The 23413-nt window shown below is 65.8% G+C and carries 19 protein-coding genes, 1 pseudogene and 1 riboswitch; of the genes and pseudogenes, 10 read left to right on the top strand and 10 right to left on the bottom strand.

Annotated features, from left to right (window positions below; all coding sequences use genetic code 11):
• Positions 1–225: 225 nt before the first annotated feature.
• Both LL972_RS10695 and LL972_RS10690 read right to left on the bottom strand, forming a co-directional pair.
• Positions 226–2415, bottom strand: a complete 2190-nt coding sequence (locus LL972_RS10695) for a TonB-dependent siderophore receptor (RefSeq protein ID WP_228327586.1) — start codon at positions 2413–2415, stop codon at positions 226–228.
• A gap of 288 nt (positions 2416–2703) precedes the next feature.
• Positions 2704–3495, bottom strand: coding sequence for a polysaccharide deacetylase family protein (locus LL972_RS10690; protein WP_228327585.1), 792 nt, complete (start codon positions 3493–3495; stop codon positions 2704–2706).
• Positions 3496–3540: 45 nt separating this feature from the next.
• On the opposite strand from LL972_RS10690, the gene grxD reads away from it, so the two are divergent.
• Both grxD and LL972_RS10680 read left to right on the top strand, forming a co-directional pair.
• Positions 3541–4467, top strand: coding sequence for a Grx4 family monothiol glutaredoxin (grxD, locus tag LL972_RS10685; protein ID WP_228327584.1), 927 nt, complete (start codon positions 3541–3543; stop codon positions 4465–4467).
• Positions 4468–4687: 220 nt separating this feature from the next.
• Complete coding sequence (locus tag LL972_RS10680) at positions 4688–5557, top strand: hypothetical protein (protein ID WP_228327583.1); 870 nt, start codon at positions 4688–4690, stop codon at positions 5555–5557.
• Positions 5558–5832: 275 nt separating this feature from the next.
• Here LL972_RS10680 and LL972_RS10675 read toward each other — a convergent pair whose 3' ends face one another.
• Positions 5833–6393: a DUF924 family protein gene (locus tag LL972_RS10675; RefSeq protein WP_228327582.1), complete on the bottom strand. Its 561-nt coding sequence runs from the start codon at positions 6391–6393 to the stop codon at positions 5833–5835.
• A gap of 140 nt (positions 6394–6533) precedes the next feature.
• Here LL972_RS10675 and LL972_RS10670 point away from each other — a divergent pair, with 140 nt between their 5' ends.
• The 6 genes from LL972_RS10670 to LL972_RS10645 all read left to right on the top strand — a co-directional run bounded on the left by LL972_RS10670 (position 6534) and on the right by LL972_RS10645 (position 12339).
• Entirely contained in the window at positions 6534–7934 is a 1401-nt protein-coding gene (locus LL972_RS10670) for an amidohydrolase (protein WP_228327581.1), read from the top strand.
• Entirely contained in the window at positions 7931–9211 is a 1281-nt protein-coding gene (locus LL972_RS10665; protein ID WP_228327580.1) for an amidohydrolase family protein, read from the top strand. Before LL972_RS10670 ends, LL972_RS10665 begins: the two co-directional genes overlap by 4 nt.
• A gap of 139 nt (positions 9212–9350) precedes the next feature.
• A complete protein-coding gene (locus tag LL972_RS10660) occupies positions 9351–9605 on the top strand; it encodes a hypothetical protein (protein WP_228327579.1) in 255 nt (84 codons plus the stop codon).
• A complete protein-coding gene (locus LL972_RS10655) occupies positions 9602–10018 on the top strand; it encodes a DUF2809 domain-containing protein (RefSeq protein WP_228327578.1) in 417 nt (138 codons plus the stop codon). The genes LL972_RS10660 and LL972_RS10655 overlap by 4 nt, the downstream gene beginning before the upstream one ends.
• A gap of 144 nt (positions 10019–10162) precedes the next feature.
• Positions 10163–10489: a hypothetical protein gene (locus LL972_RS10650; protein ID WP_228327618.1), complete on the top strand. Its 327-nt coding sequence runs from the start codon at positions 10163–10165 to the stop codon at positions 10487–10489.
• A 248-nt stretch (positions 10490–10737) separates the two neighbouring features.
• Entirely contained in the window at positions 10738–12339 is a 1602-nt protein-coding gene (locus LL972_RS10645) for a rhamnogalacturonan lyase B N-terminal domain-containing protein (RefSeq protein WP_228327577.1), read from the top strand.
• Positions 12340–12802: 463 nt separating this feature from the next.
• On the opposite strand, the gene LL972_RS10640 is transcribed toward LL972_RS10645, so the two are convergent.
• Positions 12803–13618, bottom strand: coding sequence for a GH12 family glycosyl hydrolase domain-containing protein (locus LL972_RS10640; protein WP_228327576.1), 816 nt, complete (start codon positions 13616–13618; stop codon positions 12803–12805).
• A gap of 479 nt (positions 13619–14097) precedes the next feature.
• Between LL972_RS10640 and LL972_RS10635 the strand changes: the two genes are divergently transcribed.
• Positions 14098–15042, top strand: coding sequence for a DegV family protein (locus tag LL972_RS10635; protein WP_228327575.1), 945 nt, complete (start codon positions 14098–14100; stop codon positions 15040–15042).
• A 1341-nt stretch (positions 15043–16383) separates the two neighbouring features.
• Here LL972_RS10635 and LL972_RS10630 read toward each other — a convergent pair.
• The 6 genes from LL972_RS10630 to LL972_RS10605 form a co-directional block, all read right to left on the bottom strand.
• Positions 16384–17964: a CocE/NonD family hydrolase gene (locus LL972_RS10630; RefSeq protein WP_228327574.1), complete on the bottom strand. Its 1581-nt coding sequence runs from the start codon at positions 17962–17964 to the stop codon at positions 16384–16386.
• 336 nt (positions 17965–18300) lie between these two features.
• Entirely contained in the window at positions 18301–19275 is a 975-nt protein-coding gene (gene thiL / locus LL972_RS10625) for a thiamine-phosphate kinase (protein WP_228327573.1), read from the bottom strand.
• 110 nt (positions 19276–19385) lie between these two features.
• Complete coding sequence (nusB, locus tag LL972_RS10620; RefSeq protein ID WP_228327572.1) at positions 19386–19865, bottom strand: transcription antitermination factor NusB; 480 nt, start codon at positions 19863–19865, stop codon at positions 19386–19388.
• Complete coding sequence (gene ribH, locus LL972_RS10615) at positions 19862–20326, bottom strand: 6,7-dimethyl-8-ribityllumazine synthase (RefSeq protein ID WP_228327571.1); 465 nt, start codon at positions 20324–20326, stop codon at positions 19862–19864. The genes nusB and ribH overlap by 4 nt, the downstream gene beginning before the upstream one ends.
• A 254-nt stretch (positions 20327–20580) precedes the next feature.
• On the bottom strand, positions 20581–21720 hold the full coding sequence (gene ribB, locus LL972_RS10610; RefSeq protein ID WP_228327570.1) for a 3,4-dihydroxy-2-butanone-4-phosphate synthase: 1140 nt from the start codon (positions 21718–21720) through the stop codon (positions 20581–20583).
• The gene (locus LL972_RS10605) at positions 21717–22319 is read right to left on the bottom strand and encodes a riboflavin synthase (RefSeq protein WP_228327569.1); all 603 of its coding nucleotides are present in this window, start codon (positions 22317–22319) and stop codon (positions 21717–21719) included. The genes ribB and LL972_RS10605 overlap by 4 nt, the downstream gene beginning before the upstream one ends.
• A 162-nt stretch (positions 22320–22481) precedes the next feature.
• Positions 22482–22660, bottom strand: a riboswitch (FMN riboswitch).
• A gap of 217 nt (positions 22661–22877) precedes the next feature.
• Between LL972_RS10605 and LL972_RS10600 the strand changes: the two are divergent.
• Positions 22878–23342, top strand: a pseudogene (locus LL972_RS10600) (hypothetical protein); the annotation flags it as partial.
• Positions 23343–23413: the final 71 nt, after the last annotated feature.

The following is a 23413-nucleotide window of genomic DNA, read 5'->3' as shown; positions in this document are numbered from 1 at the left end:
CCTGCAGCGAAGTCGCAGAGTAGCCGCTCTACAACTGATCTATCCGCGCCGACCAATCACTTCGGGACAACCAAGTCATCGAGTCACCGCGCCGTTTAGATGCAGGCAAAGGCCTGGTTAGCCGAGTGCGCGGCACCCTCACCGCTCGCGGGACACGCCGTGAATCCGTCCGTGGAGGCTCGGTGGCGGCATGGATGCCGCCAAAGCGTGTCCTCCAGAACAAGGTCAGAACTTCCAGGACAGCGTCAGCTCCACATCGCGCGGGTCGCCGTAGATCAACTGGCTTTGATAGACGATGTTGGCGTAGTACTTGCGGTCGAACAGGTTGCGCACGTTGAGCTGCGCCGACCATGCCTGGTTGATGTCGTAACGCGCCATCGCGTTGGCCAGCACCACGCTACCCTGCGTCAGCCGCTGCGTGCTGCCCTGTGGCCCGGACATCAATTCGTGGATGGCCGACTGCCAGCTCAAGCCACCGCCCACGCGCCATGGGCCGGTCTGCCAGCTGGTGAACAGGGTGGCCTCGCGACGCGGGCTGGTCGGATTGACGTCGACACCGCTGGCATCATTGGCATCGAACTGGGCAAAGCCGAACGCGATCCGCCATTGCGCGGACAGCTGACCATCGAGCTGGAACTCCACGCCCTGGCTGACCGTGCCCTTCGCCGCGAGGAAGGCCTGAGTGGTGGTGCCGGGCACCAGTTGCCCGGGATCGTTCACCGCCAGGTTGTCCTGCTCGATCCGGAACAACGCCAGCGCCGCCTTGAGCTGGCCGCCGAGGTATTGGCCCTTGGCGCCGACCTCGTAGCTGTTGCCTTCCAGCGGGGCGAGATAGCGCCCGCCGCGATCGCGGTTGTTTTGCGGCTTGAAGATGCCGGTATAGCTGGCGTAGAGCGAATGGTGGTCGTCCACGTCCAGGATCAGGCCGGCGTACGGCGTGGTGCGGCCGCGACGCTCGTAGGTATTGGCCGGCACCAGTTGATCGGTGTTCTCCCAGTCGGTGACGCGTGCGCCGACGATGGCCGTGAGCGCGTCGGTCAGGCTGAAACGGCCGGCAGCGTAGGCGGCCACCTGGCGCACGTCGCGTTCTTCGCCCTTCACCAGCGGTGTCCATTGCGGCTGCGCCATGCTGCCGGTCCAGGCGTAGACGCTTTCGGCCGTCAGTGACTGTGACGGCTCGGGCCCGTTGGACCAGCTGCGCACGTTGCGGTTCATCCAGGTGGCACCGGCGATCAGCTCGTGGTTGCGGCCCCACCAGGTCAGCGGCACGCTGAGGTAGGCATCCAGGCTGTTTTGCGCAGTGAGTGTGGGATAGCGCCCGCCAAAGTTGGTGGCAAGGCCCAGGCCGGTAGCGCGATCCGGGTAATCGAAGTAGCCGAACAGCACCGACTTCCAATCGGTTTCGAACCGTTGATGCGAGTACTCCACGTGCAGCTGCACACCGTTGTCGAAGCGATGGGTCAGGCCGGCGAATGCGTTGGTGGTATCGGCCACGCCGCACGCCCAGCGCGGCGTAAAGGAATCCGAACGCGCAAAGTGGGTACGGCTGCCATCGCTGGAGTAAGCCGGCACTCCACCCCAGGTGGTGCCGCGACCATCGTTGCGCTGTTTGTTGAGGCCGATGTAGCCGCTGGTGGCATCGCTGAAATCCGCATCGACAATGCCGTAGAACAGCGACGATTGCTTGCTGTAGTAATCGCGGAACGACTGCTTGTCTTCGTAGCTGGCAACCACCCGTCCACGCACGTTGCCGGCGGCGTTCAAGGGCGATTGCAGGTCGAGCGTGCCGCGATAGCGGTCCCAGCGCCCTGCCGACAGATCGACCCGACCGGTGAGCACATCGCTGTCGGCATGCTTGCGCACCAGATCGATCGATGCGGCCGGGCTGCCCGCGCCGGTGGTCAGGCCATTGGCGCCGCGGATGATTTCCACCCGGTCGTAGATCGCCATGTTCTGCTGCACATCGCCGGTGTAGTCGGTGGGAATGCCGTCGATGCGGTAGTAGTCCACTTCGAAGCCGCGCGCGTTGATGTAGGTGCGCTCGGTGTCCCAGGTCGGCGAGTTGAAGCCGGCGACGGTGTCGGTGACGTCCTGTAGCGATTGCAGGTTGCGGTCGACGATCTGCTGGCGGGTCACCACCACCACCGACTGCGGCGTCTCGCGCAGCGACAGCTCCAGCTTGGTCGAACTGCGCGCGACATCGGCGGTGTAGGAATCGGTGCCTTCGGTCGCGGCACCGCGATGGGCCTGGATCTGCAGGCGGTCCAGATCGACCGGGTCGCGCGTGCTCGATTGCGCCGCAGCCGCCAATGGCCATGCGCAGGCCAGCGCCAGCAGGGAGGACGCCAGCGGGAGCTGCGGCGAACGGAGATCCGCACGCATGGGCGTGCGCGCAGAGACGATGCGATGGGACATGGGGTCAGCCTCAAGAGCGGATATGGCCGTCGATGACGGCTTGAGGCTGGCGTCGGCAGCGCCATCGAAAGGCGCATACCGTTTGCTGGCTGGGGGCGCATGTTCGATCCGCGTTAAATCGCTGTCAATACATGCGTGGATCAATGCCGCGACTCAAGGTCGCTAGCTCCGGGCAATCCGGCAGACAAAAAACGACGCGTCGTACCGAAGCAGGTCCCGCCGGCAAGGACGATGGATCCATCAATGTGTGGGCTCGCTCCACGTCATCGCCAACGCTGTCCGCAGACCTCAGTCCGGACGCCGCCCCGTCAGGCCGCGCGCGCGCATCGCTTCCAGCACGCCGCGCAGGATGGTCAGGTTGTGGCCGTGCGCGGCGCCTTCGTGCAGCAGCACGATGGCGCCGGGGCGCAGGTCGCGCACGATGCGGGCCACGGTGGTCTCCGGCTCGCAACGCACCCCGTCGAAACCGCGCGCGCTCCAGGCCACGCGGGTCAGTCCGTGCGCACGCAGCGGCGAGGCGACGAAGGGATTGGTCATGCCCACCACCGAGCGGTACAGCCGTGGCGCCTGCCCGGTGATGGTGGCCAGCACGCGCTGCGCCTGACCGATTTCCTGCGCCATGCGATGCGGTCCCAGCGCCCAGAACCAGGCCTGCGGATGGGTATGGCTGTGGTTGCCGATGCCGTGCCCGCGACGCACGATCTCGCGCACCAGTTCAGGCCGCTGCTCGGCGCGTGCGCCGACCACGAAGAAGGTGGCCTTGGCGTCGAAGGCGTCCAGCAGCTCCAGCATCGCCGGGGTGTCGTCGGAGGGGCCGTCGTCGATGGTCAGCCATACCTGCGGGGCGCGGCCCGGCAGGCGCGCCAGCACCGGCGCGTACAGACGCGCGCGCGGCAGGAACACCGGCACCACGAACGCCGCATGCGACACCAGCAACGCCGGCACGCCCCAGACCCAGCCCAGATGCCACCACAGCAGCGCCACCGCTGCCTGCGAGAGGGCCAGCAGGCCGACCCAGCGGTAAGGGTGCGAGGGGATGCGATACAGCGTTTGAAGCGTGGTCATGCCGCATGATGCCATGCGGCGTAGAATGCCCGGACTCCACGATCTGACCGAAGTGCTGCCATGTCCCTCGATCCCGCCCTGCGTTCCCGCATCGATACGCTGCTGCAATCCAGCCGCGTGGTGCTCTTCATGAAAGGCCAGCCCGGCATGCCGCAGTGCGGTTTTTCGGCCAAGGCGGTCGGCGTGCTGGACGGCCTTGGCATCGACTATGCCCACGTCAACGTGCTGGCTGACCAGGAGATCCGCGAAGGCATCAAGGCCTACGGCGACTGGCCGACCATTCCGCAGCTGTATGTGGACGGCGAGTTGATCGGCGGCAGCGACATCATCCTGCAGATGGCCGACAGCGGCGAGTTGAGCAGCATGCTCGGCCTGCAGGCGCCAGACCGGACTCCGCCCAAGATCACCATCACCCCGGCTGCGGTCGAGATGCTCAAGGGTGCGCTGGCCGATGCGCCGGATGCCTCGCTGACGCTGTCCATCGATGCCAACTTCCAGCCCAACTTCCAGCTGGCACCGACCAACCCGAACGCCATCGCCGCCGAGTCCAACGGCCTGCGCGTGCAGTTCGATCTGGCCAGCGCCCGCCGCGCCGACGGCATCACCATCGACTGGGTGGACGACATCCGTGGTCGTGGCCTGGCCATCGACAATCCCAATGCGCCCAAGCCGGTGCAAGAGTTGTCGGTGCGCGATGCCGACGACCGCCTGAAGGCCGGTACGCTGACCCTGGTGGACGTGCGCCCGGCCGACGAACGCGCCCTGGCCACGGTTGCCGCGCCGTTCCGCACGCTGGATGCGCACGAGCGCGCCGCCATCGAGCAGTTGCCCAAGGACACCCCGCTGGCGTTCCTGTGCCACCGCGGCGGGCGCAGCCTGCAGGCGGCCGAGCACTTCCGCGGCCTGGGCTTCAGCAACGTCTACAACGTCACCGGCGGCATCGACGCCTGGTCGGACGAAGTGGACAACGGCGTGCCCAAGTACTGAGGCCAGACGGCGGAACGCCAGGAGGGCACGGCCGGTGTCAATCATCTGCATGCAGCGTGCAGACACTGCAGTTCCTGCACGCCATCCGCACCCAACGATGGCCCGCCGGAATCGGCCGCCAGGGTTTTAAGCCGCGTTTGCTACATTGCACACCCCGAAACGGGCGCTCCACGGAGCGTCCGTTTTTTCATGGATCGCCACTCACAAGGACTTCGCTGCAATGCACACTCGCCTGCTCTCTCTTGCACTGGCCGCGCTGTTGCCGCTGGCCACACAGGCCGCCGAACCGGCGCGCGCGGTCATGCTGGTACAGACCTACGACAGCCAGCCGACCGAAGACCCGCTGGAATACATTCCGGTGTGGCTAGGCAGCGGCGTAGCGAAGGAGTCCAGCATGCCCAGGTCGCTGCTGAGCCAGCCGCTGCAGGTCTTCAATGCGGGCGTGTCCACCGGCAACGTGCGGCTTGCGTCGCTGAGCATCGACGACAACAGCATGTGCGGCGGCACGGCAAAACTGCGCCTGAAGGGCACCGGCACGCTGTCCAATTCGCCGTTGTTGGCGACGGTGGATCTCAATCCCGGCAAGCGCTTTGCGACCCGCAATGCCACCGCTGCCGAACAGACCGAGCTGTTGCGCCAGGTTGGCGAGACCGCGCAGCTGCGCAAGAGCGTCAAGCCTGCGGCGCTGGCCCAGGCGTTGACGGCATTCACTGCCGATCGTGCGCAGGATCTGGCGGCGCTGCAGGTCTTTACCGACACCCGGCAGCCGCAGCGACGCGTGGCCGTGCTGACATCCAATCACCCGACCAGGACCGGAAACCCGGACAACCCGACCGGCGTCCTCGTGGTGCTTGCGATATTCGAACACGACGGCAGCCGCTGGCAGTTCCGCAAGGGCAGCACGGCCAGCGGCTGCGACGATTGCGAAGACCTGCCATTGCGCACGCATCTGCTGCAGTTTGGCGATATCGACGGCAACGGCACGCTCGACTTCGTGCTGTCGGAAAGCGGCTACGAGAGCTACGGCTTCTATCTGCTGCTGGGCGAAGGCACCAACTGGCGTTCGGAAAGCTTGATGGGCGGCTGTTGATCAGCCTTAGCGCGATGACCGATGCCGAATCGGTATCTGCCATCGCGCTGCATGACCGGCGGGATCCAGAAAAAACGCTGCTCGTCCTCGTGCAAGTCATCCGCGCATCGGCGGCGCGAAGCCATTGATATAACGGCGTGACCGCACGATATCGATCAGCGGTCTACATCGCGCGCAGGTGAGTCATCAACCGATCCGCCTGCCCAGACGCAAGTGCGCAGTGCGGAAAGGCCGCAGCGGCGTGCAAGCGCGCAGGCCACAACCGCCGCCATCCCTCAGCCGGCAAATCCACCGTCGTCGAGAAACCGCTGCTCTTCGGCGGTGGTTTCACGCCCCAGCACCGCATTGCGATGCGGGAAGCGTCCGAAGCGCTGGATGATCTGCTGGTGCTCCACCGCCCAGCGCGTGGTTTCTGCATCGTCCAACGCGGTGATCAGCTGCACCGAACGCGCCTGCTCCTGCAGGTCTTCAGCATGCTCGAACGGCAGATAGAAAAACAGCCGCAACTGCGCCGAGACCTGCTGATCGAAGCCGCTGGCGAGCGCCTGCCGCGCGCAGGACAGCGCCAGGCCGTCGGTGGCGTAGGCATGCGCGCTGCCGCGGAATGCGTTGCGCGGGAATTGGTCGAGCAGGATCAGCAAGGCCAATGCATCCTCCGCGCGTTCCATCCAGTGCGCATACTCGCCACGCGCCGCCGCAAAGTGCTGTTCGCTGAAATGCTGGCGGAAGTTGGCATCGAACGCATCGTTGTGGGTGAACCAGCGGGCCGAGCCGGCCAGCTCCCAGAAAGCCAGCACCACATCGGCCTGTTTGTTGCGTTCTGATTTGACGATCATCGACGTGTCCCCTGACGAATACGGCATAGCATGCCCATGCGCATGTGATGAGGCCGCCGCCACCGGCAATGCAGCACTTGGCAAGCACGCCGCCGCCGGCTAGGTTTGCGGCTGACGTTTTCGTTACACCGGGGAAATCCATGCGTTCCATCCTGTTCGCCGCCCTTGGCGCGGCGCTGCTGTGCGGGCCTGCGTCTGCGGCATCGCGTTTCGTGCAAGACCCCTACCCCAGCACCTACCACGCGCTTGCGTCCGCTCCGGTGCTGATCCAGCACGCCACGGTGCTCACCGGCACTGGCCAGCGGCTGGACGACGCCGACGTACTGCTGCGCGACGGCAAGGTGGCCGCGGTTGGGCGCGGGCTGGAGGCGCCGGCCGATGTGCGCCGCATCGACGGCACCGGCAAGTGGGTCACCCCCGGCATCATCGATGTGCACTCGCATCTGGGCGTGTATCCCAGCCCCGGCGTCAGCGCGCATAGCGATGGCAACGAGATGACCGCACCGGTCACCCCGAACGTGTGGGCCGAGCATTCGATCTGGCCGCAGGATCCCGGCTTCGGCACCGCCCTGGCCGGCGGCGTCACCTCGCTGCAGATCCTGCCGGGCTCGGCCAATCTGATCGGCGGGCGCGGCGTCACCCTCAAGAACGTGGCCTCCACCACCTACCAGGGCATGAAGTTTCCCGGTGCGCCCTGGGGCCTGAAAATGGCCTGCGGCGAGAACCCCAAGCGCGTGTACGGCGAAAAAGGTGGCCCTGCCACCCGCATGGGCAACGTGGCCGGCTACCGCGCCGCCTTCATCGATGCGGCCGAGTATCTGCAGAAGAACGCACCCAAGAAGAAGGCCGAAAAGAAGCGCCATTGGTGGAGCCGCGGCGGCGACAACGACAGCAGCGGCGATGCCGGCGGCAAGCGCGATCTCAAGCTCGATACGTTGGCCGGCGCGCTCAACGGCGACATCCGCGTGCATATCCACTGCTACCGCGCCGACGAGATGGCGACCATGCTGGACCTGTCCAAGGAATTCGGCTTCCACATCGCTGCCTTCCACCACGGCGTGGAAGCCTACAAGCTGGCCGACCGGCTGGCGCAGGACAATGTCTGCGGCGCGCTGTGGGCCGACTGGTGGGGCTTCAAGATGGAAGCCTTTGACGGCATCCAGGAAAACATCGCGCTGGTCGACCGCCCGGCCAACAGCTGCGCCATCGTGCATTCGGATTCGGAAGAAGGCATCCAGCGCCTGAATCAGGAAGCGGCCAAGGTGCTCGCCAACGCGCGCCGCAGCGGCATGGATATCCCACCCGAACGTGCGATCCGCTGGCTCACCAGCAACGCGGCCAAGGCGCTGGGCATCGAGCAGCAGACCGGCGCACTGGAGCCGGGCAAGATGGGCGATGTGGTGGTGTGGAACGGCAATCCCTTCAGCTCCTACGCGCTGGCCGAACAGGTCTACATCGACGGCGCGCAGGTCTACGACCGCCACGATCGCCGCTTGCAGCCGGTGTCGGACTTCATGCTCGGCCAGGAGGTGGCACGATGAGCCGCGCAACCTTCGTTCGCCCGCGTCTGCGCGCGATCTCCGCAGTGGTCTTGGCAGCATTGGCATTGCCCGCATTCGGCCAGCAGGTGCTGATCCGTGGCGCGACCGTGCATACCGCCACCGCACAAGGCACGCTGCGCAATACCGATGTGCTGGTGCAGGGCGGCGTGATCCGCGCGATCGGCAGCAATCTGGCCGTGCCCACCGACGGCCGCGTGGTCGAGGCTAAGGGCCGTCCGCTGACGCCGGCCTTGTTCGGCGGCATCACCGAGATCGGCATCGAAGAAGTCTCCGGCGAAGACAGCACCGTGGACAGCGGCGTCAAACTGAGCGACCAACCGATGCGCCCGGAATTCGACGTCACCCTGGCCTACAACCCCGACTCGGTGCTGGTGCCGGTGGCGCGCGTGGAAGGCATCGGCTTCACTGCATTGGGCGCGACCACCAGCGGTGCCTTCATCGCCGGGCAAGGCGGCGTCGTACGGCTGGACGGCAGCCCGGACCCGCTCGGCCCGCATGCCTTGTTCATCCGCATCGGCGCGGCGGCATCCGATCTCACCGGCAGCTCGCGTGCCGCGCAATGGATGCTGCTCGACCAACTGGTGGCCGAGGCGCGCGGACGCGTGCCGGCCGATTCGCCGCACGCGCTGCTGACTCCGGTCGGCCGCAGCGTGCTGGCCAAATACCTGGCCGGGCAAGGCCGCATCGTGGTGCAGGTGGAGCGCGCCGCAGACATCCGCCAGCTGCTGCGTTGGGCGCAGCGCGAAAAGGTACGCATCGCCATTGCCGGCGGCACCGAGGCCTGGAAGCTCGCGCCGCAACTGGCGCAAGCCAACGTGCCGGTGCTGGTGGACGCGCTGGCGGACCTGCCGTCCACCTTCGACCAGATCGGTGCGACGCTGGAAAACGCCGCACGCCTGCGCGCGGCCGGCGTGGAGGTGAGCTTTGCCCAGAGCGGCGATGCCTCGCACAACGCGCGCAAACAGCGCCAACTGGCCGGCAATGCGGTGGCCAACGGCTTGCCGTGGGAAGCCGGCCTGGCTGGCCTGACCCGGGTGCCGGCAGAGATCTTCGGCGTGGCCGATCGCATCGGCAGCATTGCGGTCGGCAAGCAGGCCGACCTGGTGCTGTGGGAAGGCGACCCGCTGGATGTCGCCCACTATGCCGAGCAGGTGTGGCTGGGCGGTCGCGACATGCCGATGCGCTCACGCCAGACCGAGCTGCGCGAGCGTTACATGCAACCGGCCGGCGCGTTGCCGCGTGCTTATCTGAAGTGAGCGTATGCGGCGCGCCTTTGCGCGCGCCGCAGTGGCGATACCGCCACATTGCGACAGCCGCCGTTGCCGGATGCGCTGGCACACTGCATGCCCTGCTCGCCGGCACCGTGCCGGCGGCATCGTCTGCCAAGGATTGCCCATGCGCGTGTTATGCATCCTGATGTCATCGCTGGCGCTGCTTCCACTCGGGGCATTCGCCCAGTCGGGCTGGGTCGACGGGCAAGGCCAGTCGGTTGCCGCCTCGCCCAGCCGCAATACCGCGCAGGACTTCGGCGCAAGCCTTCCGGTGACCTCCGATGTGGACCGGGAGCAACAACGGAATACGCCCGATCGCGTGCCGCAGGTCAAGGCGGTCGCTCATGTCGGCCCCGGCGACGCGCTGTTCGCGCAATGACACGCATGCCATCGGGTGTGCGCAGCGTCTATCTGCTGATCGCACTCGCCGTGCTTGTCATCGAAGTGGCGATCGGCGCGGGCACACTTGGCGGGCCCTGGGTGCGCGGCAGCCTGGGCGATGTGCTGGCGGTGATCCTGGTGTATTGCGGGTTGCGCGGTGTGCTTGCGTTATCGCCCCGCCGGGCGAGCGTGCTGGCGGTCGCGATCGGATGCCTGATCGAAGGGCTGCAGGCGATGCACCTGGCCGACCGGCTCGGGCTGCGCCCGGGCAGCGCGGCCTACATCGCGCTCGGCAACACCGCCACCCTGCACGATCTGCTGATGTATCTGGTCGGCGGCGGCGTGGCTTACATCGGCGATGTGGCGTCATGCCGTGTCGCTGCGTCTTCCCGGCGGCATACGCCGCATTGATGGACTCCTTCGGGCCTAGCGCATGTTTTCCGTCTCCTCATCGGCACTGATCGACAGCATTGGCGTCCTGTCTCTGCAGCGGCAGCAACGGCGTGCCTGCGCCGCCGCTGCGTCGCAGTGAGCTCGCTGTTTCAAGGCGGCGGCTTGCGCTCGATCGATCGCGTCGTGTTGCGCCAGGCGCCGGCCAATCTGCTACGCGGTCTGGAAGCGGTCGGCGGGCGGCTGATCCTGACCGCCGATGCGCTGCATTTCCAGCCGCATCCCTACAACATACAGACCCGGTCGCTGACCGTGCACCTGACCCAGATCGCAACAATGCAACTCCGCTGGACACGCTTGTTCGGCCTGCTGCCGGTGGCGCCGACATCGCTGGCGGTGCAGCTGCATGAGGGCGGCGAGCACCGTTTCGTGATCGGCAAACGCGAGCAGTGGATGACGGCCATTGCCTCGGCGCGCGATGCCCTGCGCTGACGCTTGCGCCGACAGCCGCAGTCGCGCTGATCCACAAGATCGCAGTGCCCGGCTGCCACATCGCAATGTCCTGGCTTCTTCCCGCAGGTATCCGCATCCCAGACGGAGCGTGAACTGCACTGCGTTTCAGCATTGAATCCTGTACGCGCTGCACGCTCTGCGGGTCCGGCCATCGCCGCCGTTGTCCAGCCAGCCTAGCATCGCGCGTCGGCACCGTAGCGACGCCCTACCTCGGCGTGGAGATAGACATGCCCCGCACTATCCTGCGCATCCTGGCGTGCGCCCTGTTCCTGTACGGCGGCGCCAGCGCGCCGGCCATCGCCGCATTTGGCGTCACCCGCAGCGGCAACCGTGTCGTTGTCGATACCGGCGCCGAGCTGGTGTTTTCGATCAACGCCAACAACGGCGACATCGTGTCGATGCGCTATCGCGACAACGAGCTGCAGACCACCGAGTCGAAGGGCTCGCATATCTCCTCCGGCCTGGGCAGCGCCAGCGTCGAGGCGCGCGTGGTGGGCGGGGCGATCGTGGTTTCGGCCAAGGCCGGCGACCTGAGCCAGTACTACATCGCGCGCAAGGGCCGCAACGCGATCTACATGGCCACCTATGCACCGACCTTGCTGCCGATCGGCGAGCTGCGCTTTGTCGCCCGCTTGAACGTTGCCAAGTTGCCGAATGCGCAGCAGGAACCCGACTCCAATGTCGGCAGCCCGGTGGAAGGCGAGGACGTGTTCCTGCTGCCGGACGGACGCACCAGTTCCAAGTTCTATTCGGCGCGCCGCATGATGGACGACAAGGTGCACGGCGTCAGCGGTTCGGGCGTGGCGGTGTTCATGCTGATGGGCAACCGCGAGCGCAGTTCCGGCGGGCCGTTCTTCAAGGACATTGCCACGCAGAAAACCCGCGTGACGCATGAGCTCTACAACTACATGTATTCCGATCACACCCAGACCGAAGCATTCCGCGGTGGCCTGCATGGGGTGTACGGGCTGCTGTTCACCGATGGAGGAACGCCCTCCAGCGCGCAGCTCGACACCGCTTTCGTCGATGCAACGCTGGGCTTGAGTGGTTATCTCGCCAGCGACGGACGCGGCGCACTGGGCGGCCGGGTCAGTGGCGTGCTGTCCGGCCAGCCTGCGGTGATCGGCCTGCGCAACGACCAGGCCGAATACTGGGCCACGGCCAACGGCAGCGGCGATTACCAGATGGCCGGCGTGCGTCCGGGGCGCTACCGCATGACGCTCTACCAGAACGAACTGGAAGTCGCGCAACGCGATGTAGATATCCACGCCAATGCGACCGCGCAGGCGGCACTGCAAGCCACTATCCTGCCGGGAACGCTCAAGTGGCAGATCGGCACGGCCGATGGCACGCCGGCCGGTTTCCGTCATGCGGAGTTGCTACCGCGCGCGCATCCGTCCGACAAACGCATGAGCTGGACACCGGTGACCTACACGGTTGGATCGAGCAGTGCGGGCAGCTTTCCGGCGGTGCAGTGGCGCAGTATCAACACCCCAACCCGCATCGACTTCACCCTGGGCTCCAGCGAAGTGCGCGGCTACCGTCTGCGCATCTTCGTGCCGCTGACCCAGGTTAGCGCGCGGCCGCAGATCAGCGTCAATGCGCGTTGGAATGGCCCGGTGTCGGCCGCGCCCACGCAGCCCAAGACACGCGGCATCACCCGCGGCACATGGCGCGGCAACAACACGCTGTACGAGGTGGATATCCCGGCATCCGCGCTGCAATCCGGCAGCAACCGGATCGAGATCGGCATCGCCTCGGGATCGCCGGACAACGGCTTTCTCAGCCCCGCTGTGGTGTTCGACAGTATCCAGCTGGTGGCGCTGTAAGCAGCCCTGCAATCCGGCGAAACGGATGGCCGAACGCGTGCGGGGCGCAAGCCGCAGCGCAGAGACAGCAGCGAAGGAAAACCGTCGTGCACTTGCGTGGGGTGGACTCCGATGGTGGATGGTTGGATACAGGTCCCCACCGCAACGGCGCAACACCGCGCGGTGGATGACCGACCCTTGCGCATCCGGCACCACGACGCAGGCGCGCGGTGTTCCGAACGTCCACGCACTGACGGGGCGCAGATGTGGTCATCCATGCGAACCGGTCACCGTGGCCTGATCCAGTACGCGAGGCATGCAATGCATGCGCCGCGCACACGCCACCTCATTGACTTTCAAGCGATCGGCAATCGTCGACGATTGGCAGGCCGCGCAAGCACTGCTGAGACCGGCGTGCGTTGTCGTGCACGCCGGTCTCCGACGCCAACTGCACCCTCAGCCATGCGGCCGATGGACGCTGTACTTACTGCGCATCCAGCGTCGCACTCACCTTGGCCCAGCCGTTGCCGCGGACCACTTCGAAACCGGCTTCGACTGCGTGCAGGTACATGCTGTTGTTGTAGCGCCCATCCTTGGACCGGTTGGTCTGCAACCAGTTGAGGAAGGGCTTGGCGTCCACGTTGAGGCTGCCGCTGGTCTTGAGCGTGGCCTGCCCGGCGGTGCCGGTCGGGATGAAGGTGTAGACGTAATAGCCGGCACCGGAGTTGAAGCCCTCCCACAGGTCGAAGGTGCGCCCGCCCGCGGTGATCACCTTGCTGGCAGTCAGTGTGCCGATCGGCCAGGAGTTGTGGTCGCCCCAGATCATCACTTCCAGCTGCGGGTTGCCCTTGGCGGTATCCCAGCGGAAGAAGATGTCGTAGGCAAAATCGCCTGCGAGATTAGTCCCACCAGCGCTGTAGGTGAACTTGAGCGGGATTTTGCTCAAGGAAGAAATCTGCCGCGGAAACAGCGTGTCGCTGGTCGGGTTCCAGTCGTAATGCCAGCCCCGCACGATCGCCGGGTAGCCGTAGAGATTGTAGTCGGCGAAGTTGAAGGTGACGGTCAGCTCGGGCGTACTGCCGGTGCCGAACGTGCCCTGGATGATGTTGTTGGGATCGTTGAAATTGTTGACCCAGGCGTAGTGGTTGCCGAAGATCTTGTAGGGACCGGCCAGCGCTGCCGGCGCCAGGGCCACCAGACCCACGGCGAGTGCAGCCTTCCACCAGCGCGATGCGCGCCGCCGCGTAGTAGGCGCCTGTGTGCTGGTCTGAGTGAGGATGCTGGATTGGCTGTTTTGCATGTTGACTCTCTCCGTGTGGGTTCAGCGCGGCGATGCCGGTGCGGCAGCGTCGAGAAGCCGCTTTGCAGCGGTCGCGTCGGACCCTAGCAGCGGGGTTGTGACGGGAGCTATAGCAATTGCGGCAGGCCTCGCTCGTCATCTGCGATAGCGGGCGCTACCCAGCAACCGAAGCGTGCGCCGATCCTCAGTTCGCAACGCAAATCGCGGCATGACAGGATGTATCGGTCATCTGCATGACGGCACGGTGCACGCGAATGGTGCAGAGCCACATGGGTGTGATCTGCGTTCTGACCGCGCCCGCGGCTGCTTGCTGCAGGCCCATGCTCACGCGTCGAGCTTGTCTGATTGCTGGTGTCATTCTTCCATCCGGTGGTCTTTGGCGTACGTCACCCAGCTTTCAATCAGCAGCCCTACTCGCCTCCGCGGTTTTGCGATAGCGTTCGCAAGCACAGATAACGCAACAGCCGGAGGGGGCGACGATGCGCATCGGAATCGTGGTGGACAGTGCCTGCGATTTGCCGCAGGACTTCATTCAACGCAACAACGTCATCGTCTTGCCGATCAGCGTACGCATCGGCGAAGCGGTGCTGGCCGATCACCGCGATGAGGAAGCGACGCTGAGCTTTCTGCAGGCGCATGTGGCCGAGCGCGGGCACGAAGCGGAAACCACGCCGTTGTCGGTCAATCAAATTCGCAATCTTTTCTTGCAACGGCTGGTCATCGACTACGACCATGTGTTCTGCCTGACCATCTCCAAGCTGCGCAGCCAGATCTTCGACAACGCGATGCAGGCCAGCTTCGCGATCCTCAACGATTACAAGCCGATCCGGCAGGCCGCCGGCCACACTTCGCCGTTTGCGCTGCGCGTGATCGATACACTCAACCTGTTCGCCGGCCAGGGCATCACTGCGGTGGAAGCGGTACGCCTGCGCGAGCAGGGTCAAGGCGTGGCGGCAATTCGCAGCCGACTCGAACAACTGGCCGAGCACACCTACGGCTACATGATTCCGCGCGATCTCTACTACCTGCGTGCGCGTGCACGCACCAAGGGCGATCGCAGCGTGGGCCTGATCGGCGCCGCGCTCGGTAGCGCGCTGGATATCAAGCCGGTGCTGCGCGCCTACCGCGGCGTCACCGAGCCGGTCGCCAAGTTGAAAGGCTTCGAGCCGTCAGCGGAAAAGCTGTTCGGCTTTGCCGTGCGCAAGATCCGCGAGGGCTTGATGACGCCGACCGTGTGCGTGGGCTACGGTGGCGAGCTGGCCGAGTTGCATGCCCTGCCCGGTTACGCTGCCTTGCAGAACGCCTGCCAGACGCACAACGTGGAACTATTCGAAGGCGTGATGAGCCTGACCGGCATGGTCAACGTCGGCAAGGGCGCACTGGCAGTGGCGTTTGCGGCGGAACCGCATACATTCTCGGCATGAAAACATGGTCGAGGGTGCGGTGCCCTTGCCGCTTGCAGGACGTGCAAGTCTATAGCTGACCTATCCACGCGACCCGGATCTCCAAGACACGAAGACATAAAAGCAACCTAAATTCTGAGTCACGGCTTCGTTTAATAAATGCGTTCAAAAGCCCGGTTAGTCGAGGGTGGGGTACGCTCACCACTTGCGGGACACGCCGTAAATCCGTCCCTGGAGGCTCCTCGGCAGCATCCATGCCGCCAAGGGTCCCGCAACCGGCAAGTACACCGCACCAGAAAGTTGGTTGGTGGTTGGTGGTTGGTGGTTGGTGGTTGGTGGTTGGTGGTTGGTGGTCGGTGGTCGGTGGTCGGTGGTCGGTGGTCGGTGGTCGGTGGTCGATTGAAAATTTACCGATTGCCAGGCCTGCATTGGGCCGCTGAGAAGTTTTTGTAGCTTGACTTCTTAAAAGGCTGGCAGTTGCTATGTTTTCTTTGCGAAGCTAGCCGGACGTGCAGTGATCCAACAACGTACGTCGTGCACTGCTTGCAACCACGCACACCGATCATCTCGACTGGTCCTTGCCCGCTCACCGTCGCGGGATCTTAAGCGGCATGGATGCCGCGCTAGAGCCTAAATGGACGTACTTGCGGCGTGTCCCGCGATGGTGGGCGGGCAAGGGCCCTGCAGCCAAGCGCCAGATCGACTGCTCTACCGCTGATCTAACCGCGGTTTCCAAGCCCTTAGTACACAATGCACAAAGCAGCCGAGACCTGGAATGGTGGGATTGTTTGGCCGCGATCGGATGCTTGAATCAAAAACCTGGTGCGTCGAGTGCGCGGCGCCCTCACCGCCTGCGGGACACGCCGTGAACCCATCCCTGGGGGCTCGGTGGCGGCATCCATGCCGCCACACGGTCCCGCAACCGGTCAGGACACCGCACCAGACAGTTGGTCGGCGCTTGTTTGAAAAGCTGTCTGTCGTACGGTGTGCATCACGTGGAGCCGATGCTTCATGATCGAACGAGGCATCAGCACGGCTCTTACCATGCATACCGATCATTTCGACTGGTCCTTGCCCGCTCACCGTCGCGGGACCTTAAGCGGCATGGATGCCGCGCTAGGGCCTACATGGACGTACTTGCGGCGTGTCCTGCGATGGTGGGCGGGCAAGGGCCCTGCAGCCAGGCAGCAGCCCTGACGCTCTGCAAACATCCCGGCACTCGAAAGGACATCCCACCGATCAGGTTGGCCGTGTCCGGGTGGGTTGCCGTTACGCATTCAAGAAAAAGGCGATTGATCGGCGCGTACATCTGATCGTATGTACGCGACCGACAACTCACCGCGCCGTCAGCTCGGCGCAGCGTTACCGCAGCGGCACGTTCAATACCGAGGGCGTTGCCACCGGTGATGTAAACGTCACCGTGCCGCCGCCATCGCTGGCATCGGTATAGCGCGCGTCGTGCGTGTCGATCACCAGCACCAGGCGCTGCCCTGCCGGAATCTCCGCAGCCGCCGCTTGCAGCGGCCAATCCAGCGTCACTGCGCTGCCCGGCGTGACCCCGCGTAGCGAGTACGGCGCATGCGTGATCAGTTGCGCCACACCTAGCGCATCCATGCGATACAGATAGGCGAACAGACTTACTTTCGATTGGCTGGGTACCACGGTCACGCGCAGCGATGGACTGCCGGCCAGTCGCCGTAGCGTGTTCGATGGCGCACCCACCCACACTGCCGCGCCGATGCGATTGACCAACGGAATCGACGTGGTGACCGGCACACCGATGCCTTGCAACAGGCCACTGACCAGGACCACGCCCGAGTCGGCCAACGTCGGCACATCGGTGGCGATGCGCGATTGCCATCCGCTGGCGGTGCCGCCGATCAAGCCACCGGTGGGGCTGAGCAACCCGGCCGGTGCGGATAGCCCCAGGCGCGTGTTGCCCTGCTGCACCGACGCCCAGTCCGGGTATTCCAGCCATTGTCCTGCGCGCGGCGACAGCCGCACCGGCGCTTCTGCATCCACCCCGTTACGCACTTGCTTGAGATGACGATCGAACCAGCGCGTGGTCGCCGTATAGACCTCGTTGGGCAGGCCTAGCGCGCCCGGCAGTTCTGCCGTGGCGTGATCGCCCTGGCTGAGCAGCAATTGCTTGGGCCCGCGCAGCTGGTTGAAGAACGCGATGGTCTGGTTCGGCGGAAACAGGCCATCGTTGAAGGCATTGCCCAACAGCACCGCGGTGCCCCGCGCGTTGAGCGCGGCCACGTCGCTCGCCGGGCTGCGCGACGCGGCCTGCGGCAGGAAGCCCTGCACTGCGCCGTCGTAATCACCAACGGCAACCCGTGTGCTGATCTGCGCCAGATCCGGGCCGGGACGGCCGGTCAACGCGCCGGCACCGACCAAGAGTCCAACGCCTTGCTGGCTGACGGTGCGATTGGAATATAGCGACGCTTCCAGGTCCGCCCAGCCGCTGAGCGCAGCCACGGCCTTGATGCGCGGATCGCGCTCGGCTGCCAACAGGCTGATGCCCGCGCCGTAGGAGATGCCCGATGCACCGATCGCATTCGGGTTGGCCGGCGTATGCGCCAGCGCCCAGTCGATCACCGCGCTGACGTCTTCCACCGTGTCGGCGCCGGCGATATCGATCTGCCCGGCCGAATCCCAGAACCCGCGCGAGGTATAGCTGACGACCACGTAGCCATCGCTGGCCAGTTGGGTCGCGCGGCCCAGGTACTCCAGATTCGGCAGCGACCAACTGGCCGGCATCACGACCAGCGGAAACGGCCCGCTGCCCTGCCCCTGAGGCACCAGCACCAGCGCGCCCATCGGCGCGCCGTCCCAACCGGGGATGCGTTCGTAGGTCTTGCTGAAGGCGCCCGCCACCGCCGACGCCGATGCCACCAGCAACGCCAGTGCGGCGATGCCTCCGATCCAAGGCTTGTTCATGGTTCTCTCCCACGCAAGGCCGGGCCGGGATGGCCCAGCGGCAACTGCCATGCATCCGTGGTTCGGGGGAGAACGTCGCGAACGTACCAGACGGTACGGTATGGCTCAAGGGCCGGGAATCGGGAATCGGGAATCGGGAATCGGGAATCGGGAATCGGGAATCGGGAATCGGGAATCGGGAGGCGGGAGGCGGGAGGCGGGGGCGGGGGCGTAGGCGCCGCAATCGCGGACACGTGCTGAAGTGCAAGCCGGCGGGCGCCATCGTATGGTCGATCCCGACCCGCAGACGTTGGCTGCACTGCAGCAGGCCCGCGCAACGCCTCCCGCGCGAACGGCTCAGCCCACGAAGTGCTGATACCCGCGCTGCGGCGGCTGCCATGGGTTGCCGTCGGCGTCGTGGACCACCACGCCCGGCGTGGCGACGATCTGGCCGATACGTGTCACCGCGACTGCGGCGAAGTCCATCGCCTGTACCACCGCCTCGCGGTGTTGCACGGCGGCGGTGAAGCACAGCTCGTAGTCGTCGCCGCCGCCGAGTTGCCAGCCGACGCATTGCAGCGCACTGATCCCGGTGCTGCGCGGCATCGCCGGCAACGCCGTCAGCGCCAGCTGCGCGCCCACGCCGCTGCGTTCGCACAGATGCCCCAGATCGGCCAGCAAGCCATCGGAGACATCCACACAGGAATGCGCAAGCCCACTCAGGCGCAGCCCGGCCTGCACGCGCGGCTGCGGGCGCAGCAGGCGGCCGCGCCACTGCTCGTGCAGCGGATCGGCCGCCGCGCAGGTCACGTCCAGCTGGCCGGCCTGCCACAGCGACAAGGCCGCGGCCGCCTCGCCCGGCGCACCGGTCACCCACACATCGTCGCCCACGCGCGCACCGTCGCGACACAACGCCGCACCCGGCGGCAGGCTGCCGATCGCGGTCACTGCACACGACAACGGCCCGCGTGTGGTGTCGCCACCGACCAGTGCAATGTCATGCGCATCGGCCAGTGCAAAGAATCCATCGGCAAACGCGTCGACCCATTCGGCATCGTCGTGCGGCAACGACAGCGACAAGGTGCACCAGCGCGGTTGCGCACCCATCGCGGCCAGATCGGACAGATTGACCGCCAGCGTTTTCCAGCCCAGATCCTCGGCGCGCGTCTCGTGCGGAAAATGCACGCCCGCATTGAGCGTATCGGCAGTGATCGCCAGCTGCTCGCCCGGCGGCGGCTGCAGCAACGCCGCATCGTCGCCAATGCCCAACGGCACATCCGCACGCGCCGCAATGCGCGCGCGCAAGCGGGCAATTAGATCGAATTCGGGCATGGGGGCGGGAATCGGGAGAAGGGAATCGGGAATCGCAAAAGCGCGTCGGGAAGTATCGGAAATGGTGCTCTTACGATTCCCCATTCCCGACTCCCCATTCCCGCGGCGCCTCAGGCGCCGCTGGCGCCCGACTCCACCTTGCGCCACTCCACCGAGGCGCGATCCAGCACGCCGTTGACGTAGGTGTGGCCGTGCTCGGAGCCGAAACGTTTGGCGGTTTCGATCGCTTCGTTGATCACCACGCGGTACGGCACGTCCTGGCGATACAGCAGCTCATAGGCCGCCAGGCGCAGCACCGCGCGCTCGATCGCGTCGACTTCTTCCACGCCGCGATCCAGGTACGGGGTCAGCGCGGTATCCAGCTCGGCGCGGTTGCTCAGTACGCCTTCGACCAGGCTTTCGAAATAGGCCAGATCGGCCACTTCGTGCGCCTGCTCATGCGCAAACTGGGAGATCACCTGCTTGGCGAACCCGCCGGAAATCTGCCAGGCATACACCGCCTGCAAGGCACGCCGACGCGCGCGCGAACGCAGCACCGGGTCGATGCCGTCGCGACGGACGTGGCGGGCATGTCCACCGGACTTGCTCATGGCAACAACTCCATCAAATTGACCAGTTCCAATGCCGCAAGCGCGCATTCTTCGCCCTTGTTGCCATGGCTGCCGCCGGCACGCGCCTCGGCATCTTCCACCCGCTCGACCGCCAGCACGCCGTTGAGGACCGGCACGCCGGTCTGCAACTGCACGCTCATCAGGCCTTCGGCGCACAGGTCGGCGACGTGTTCGTAGTGGCGGGTGTCGCCGCGGATCACGCAGCCCAGCGCGATGATCGCCGCATGCTGGCCGGATTGTCCCAGGCGGTTGGCCGCGATCGGAATTTCCCAGGCGCCCGGCACGCGGACCACGTCGATGGCGTCCTCGCCGATGCCGTTGCCGGCCAGGCTCTGGCGCGCACCGGTGACCAGCGCGTCGGTGATGCGGGCATTCCAGCGGCTGGCGATGATCGCAAAGCGCGCGGAGGTGGGGCGGAGATCGCCTTCGTAGTGGGTCATGCGGGTCGGCAACTCGAGGGGGCGGCAAGTTTAACAGCTGCCGGGGCCTGGCCCGGCCGGTGCGTGACGGCCAGAGGTGCCGAAGCAGACCCGGCCATGTGTGACGAACGCGACTTGGAGGGGCGGCACAGGCTGGCGCAGCCTGCAGATGGCGTGGTCGATGCGCAACAACTGCAGGAACCGCTCGACCGACACGGTTCCTGCTGCGCGTCCGGCAACGGCCGGAGCGCCGACTCCAGGCGGCCAGCCCTCCGTCAGGGCAGCGCGGCAGCCGGCACCGAACGCATGCCTTCGCCAGCGTGGCATTCCAGATATTCCACCACCTCCAGCCCGAATCCGGCCAGGCCCACCTGACGGCGCGGCGTGCCCAGCACGCGCAGCTTACCCAGGCCCAGCTCGGCCAGGATCTGTGCGCCGGCGCCATTGCGTCGCCACTGGCTGACGTCCTTGGCGTTGGTGGCCGCTTCCGGTTGCTGGCGCAGCCGCGCCAACAGGGATTCGCTGTCGCGCGGTGCCGACAGCACCACCATCACGCCCTGCCCCTCGGCGGCGATCGCACGCAGCGCATCGGTGGCCGCCACGCCGAAGTCATCGCGCTGCCAGTGCAGCAGATCGGCCAGCGGGTTTTCCACCTGCACGCGCACCAGCGTGGGCGTGGCCGGATCGGCGATGCCGCGCACCAGCGCAAAGTGCAGGTCGTGTGCGATGCGGTCGCGATAGGTCACCAGCGTGAACGGGCCGAATTCGGTGCTGATCTCGCGCTCGTCCACACGCTCGACGGTGTGCTCGTTGGCCAGGCGATAGGCGATCAGATCGGCGATTGAACCCATCTTCAGCCCGTGCTCGCGCGCGAACACTTCCAGCTGCGGGCGCCGCGCCATGCTGCCGTCTGGGTTGAGCACTTCCACCAGCACGCCGGCCGGTTCCAGCCCGGCCAGCATCGGCAGGTCGCTGGCCGCTTCGGTGTGACCGGCGCGGGTCAGCACGCCGCCGGGCTGGGAGATCAGCGGGAAGATATGCCCCGGCTGGCTCAGGTCCTGCGGCTTGGCATCCGGCCGCACCGCGGTGCGTACCGTGTGCGCGCGGTCGTAGGCGGAGATACCGGTGGTCACGCCCTCGGCCGCCTCGATGCTGACGGTGAAGTTGGTCTGGAACTGCGCGGTGTTGTTGCGCACCATCGGCGCCAGGCCCAGCTGCGCGCAGCGCTCGCGGGTCAGCGACAGGCACACCAGCCCGCGCGCGTGGGTCACCATGAAGTTGATGTCCGACGGCTTGACCAGCTCGGCCGCCATGATCAGGTCGCCTTCGTTCTCGCGGTCCTCGTCATCGACGATGACCACCATGCGGCCCGCGCGCAGTTCCTCGATCAATTCCGGAACGGGTGCGAAATTCATGCCGCACCCCGCGTGCCGAGCAGGCGTTCGACGTAGCGCGCCACCAGATCGATCTCCAGATTCACTGCCGCGCCGACCGCCGTCCGCGCAAATGCAGTGTTGGCCACCGTGTGCGGAATCAACGCCACTTCGAAGCCGTCCTCGTCCACCTCGTTGACGGTCAGGCTGACTCCGTCCACGCAGATCGAGCCCTTCTTGGCGACATAGCGCAATACCGACGACGGGGCGGCAAACCTCCAGCGCTGCGCCCGTGCATCGCCATGCACCGACTGCACCTGGCCCAGGCCATCGACATGGCCGCTGACCAGATGCCCGCCGAGACGGTCGGTCGGGCGCATCGCACGCTCCAGATTGAGCAACGCGCCTTCCGGCAAGGCGCCCAACGTGGTCAGCGACAGGGTTTCGGTCGAGGCATCGGCCTGGAAGCTGCCCGCATCGAAGGCGATCACGGTCAGGCACACGCCGTTGACCGCGATGCTCTCGCCCAGTTGCACCGCGTCGAACGGCAGGTTGCCGGTGGCGAAGGTGAAACGCACATCGCCGCCTTGCGGCTGGCGCGCTGCCAGATGGCCGACGCCTTCAATGATTCCGGTAAACATCAGCGCACCTCCGTTTGCAGTGATGACGGAGCGGACGCAGTGCGGTGGAAGATCGCGACGCAGCGCGACGGGTGACACATGGACATAGTCGTTTCTCGCAGGAGTTGAGCGAAAAACGCCACAAGGCAAACAGGCGCGCGCACAGCCGCGAGGCTGCGCGTTGGCCGTCTTCTTTCATCCGGACTATACCGTCGGCCCCGGCATCGCACCGGATCTGCTGACCTTGCGCAGCAGGAGTTTCGCGTGGATTCGCTTAACTCCGATGCGCAAGCGCTCGCGGGCTCGCACGCTTGCGCATGCACACCGCCGGTGGGGAATCGCACCCCGCCCTGAAGACGTTCGTGATTACCGGCGAACCGGCCAGCGCAGTCTAACAGGGCACATCGGCGCGCTTGCTGAGCATTCGCTAAGGCTGGCAGGACACTGCGTCATGTCGGGAAATCCCCCATAGCCAGGATTGTGAAGGATCTGTTAATTTACGCGCCGCGACGGGAGACGTCGCTTTTCCATCCCGCAACGGGACGGAGACACGGACATCAATTCGGAGAGAGACATCCAATGCGTAACACCCTGATTCTGGCTGCCCTGCTGGCCGCCGCACCGTTTACCGCATCGGCCGAAGGCCTGAGCTATTCCTACGTCGAAGGCGGCTGGAACCGGACCGAAATCAACGTCAACGACGATTCGGACGATATCGACGGTGGCTACATCCGCGGTTCCTGGCAGATTGCCCAGCCGGTCTACCTGCTGGCCAGCTACGAGCGTGCCACCAAGGATTACAACCTCGGCAGCGGCTTCGTGATCGACGGCACCCTGCAGCAGGCCACGCTGGGTATCGGCTACCGCCAGGAAATGACCGAGCGCGTCGAGTTCACCGCCGACATCAGCGTGCTGCGCACCAAGGTCGAATCCGACCTGCGCTTGCGCGGTCGTTCGATCGACAATGCGTCCGACTCGACCAACCTGGGCTTCGCCAACCTGGGCCTGCGCGGCAAGCCCTCGCCGCGCACCGAAGCCTGGGTAATCCCCCCGCCCATTAGCTGACGCCAGAAGTGGAATTTTCTCGTCCCCTTTCCCGAGGAGGTTCCATGAAG

The sequence above is a fragment of the Xanthomonas campestris pv. asclepiadis genome (assembly GCF_020784175.1).
Classification (GTDB): domain Bacteria; phylum Pseudomonadota; class Gammaproteobacteria; order Xanthomonadales; family Xanthomonadaceae; genus Xanthomonas; species Xanthomonas campestris_D.
Note: the sequence above shows the minus strand (reverse complement) of the source record. Positions and strands in the feature narration are given on the sequence as shown.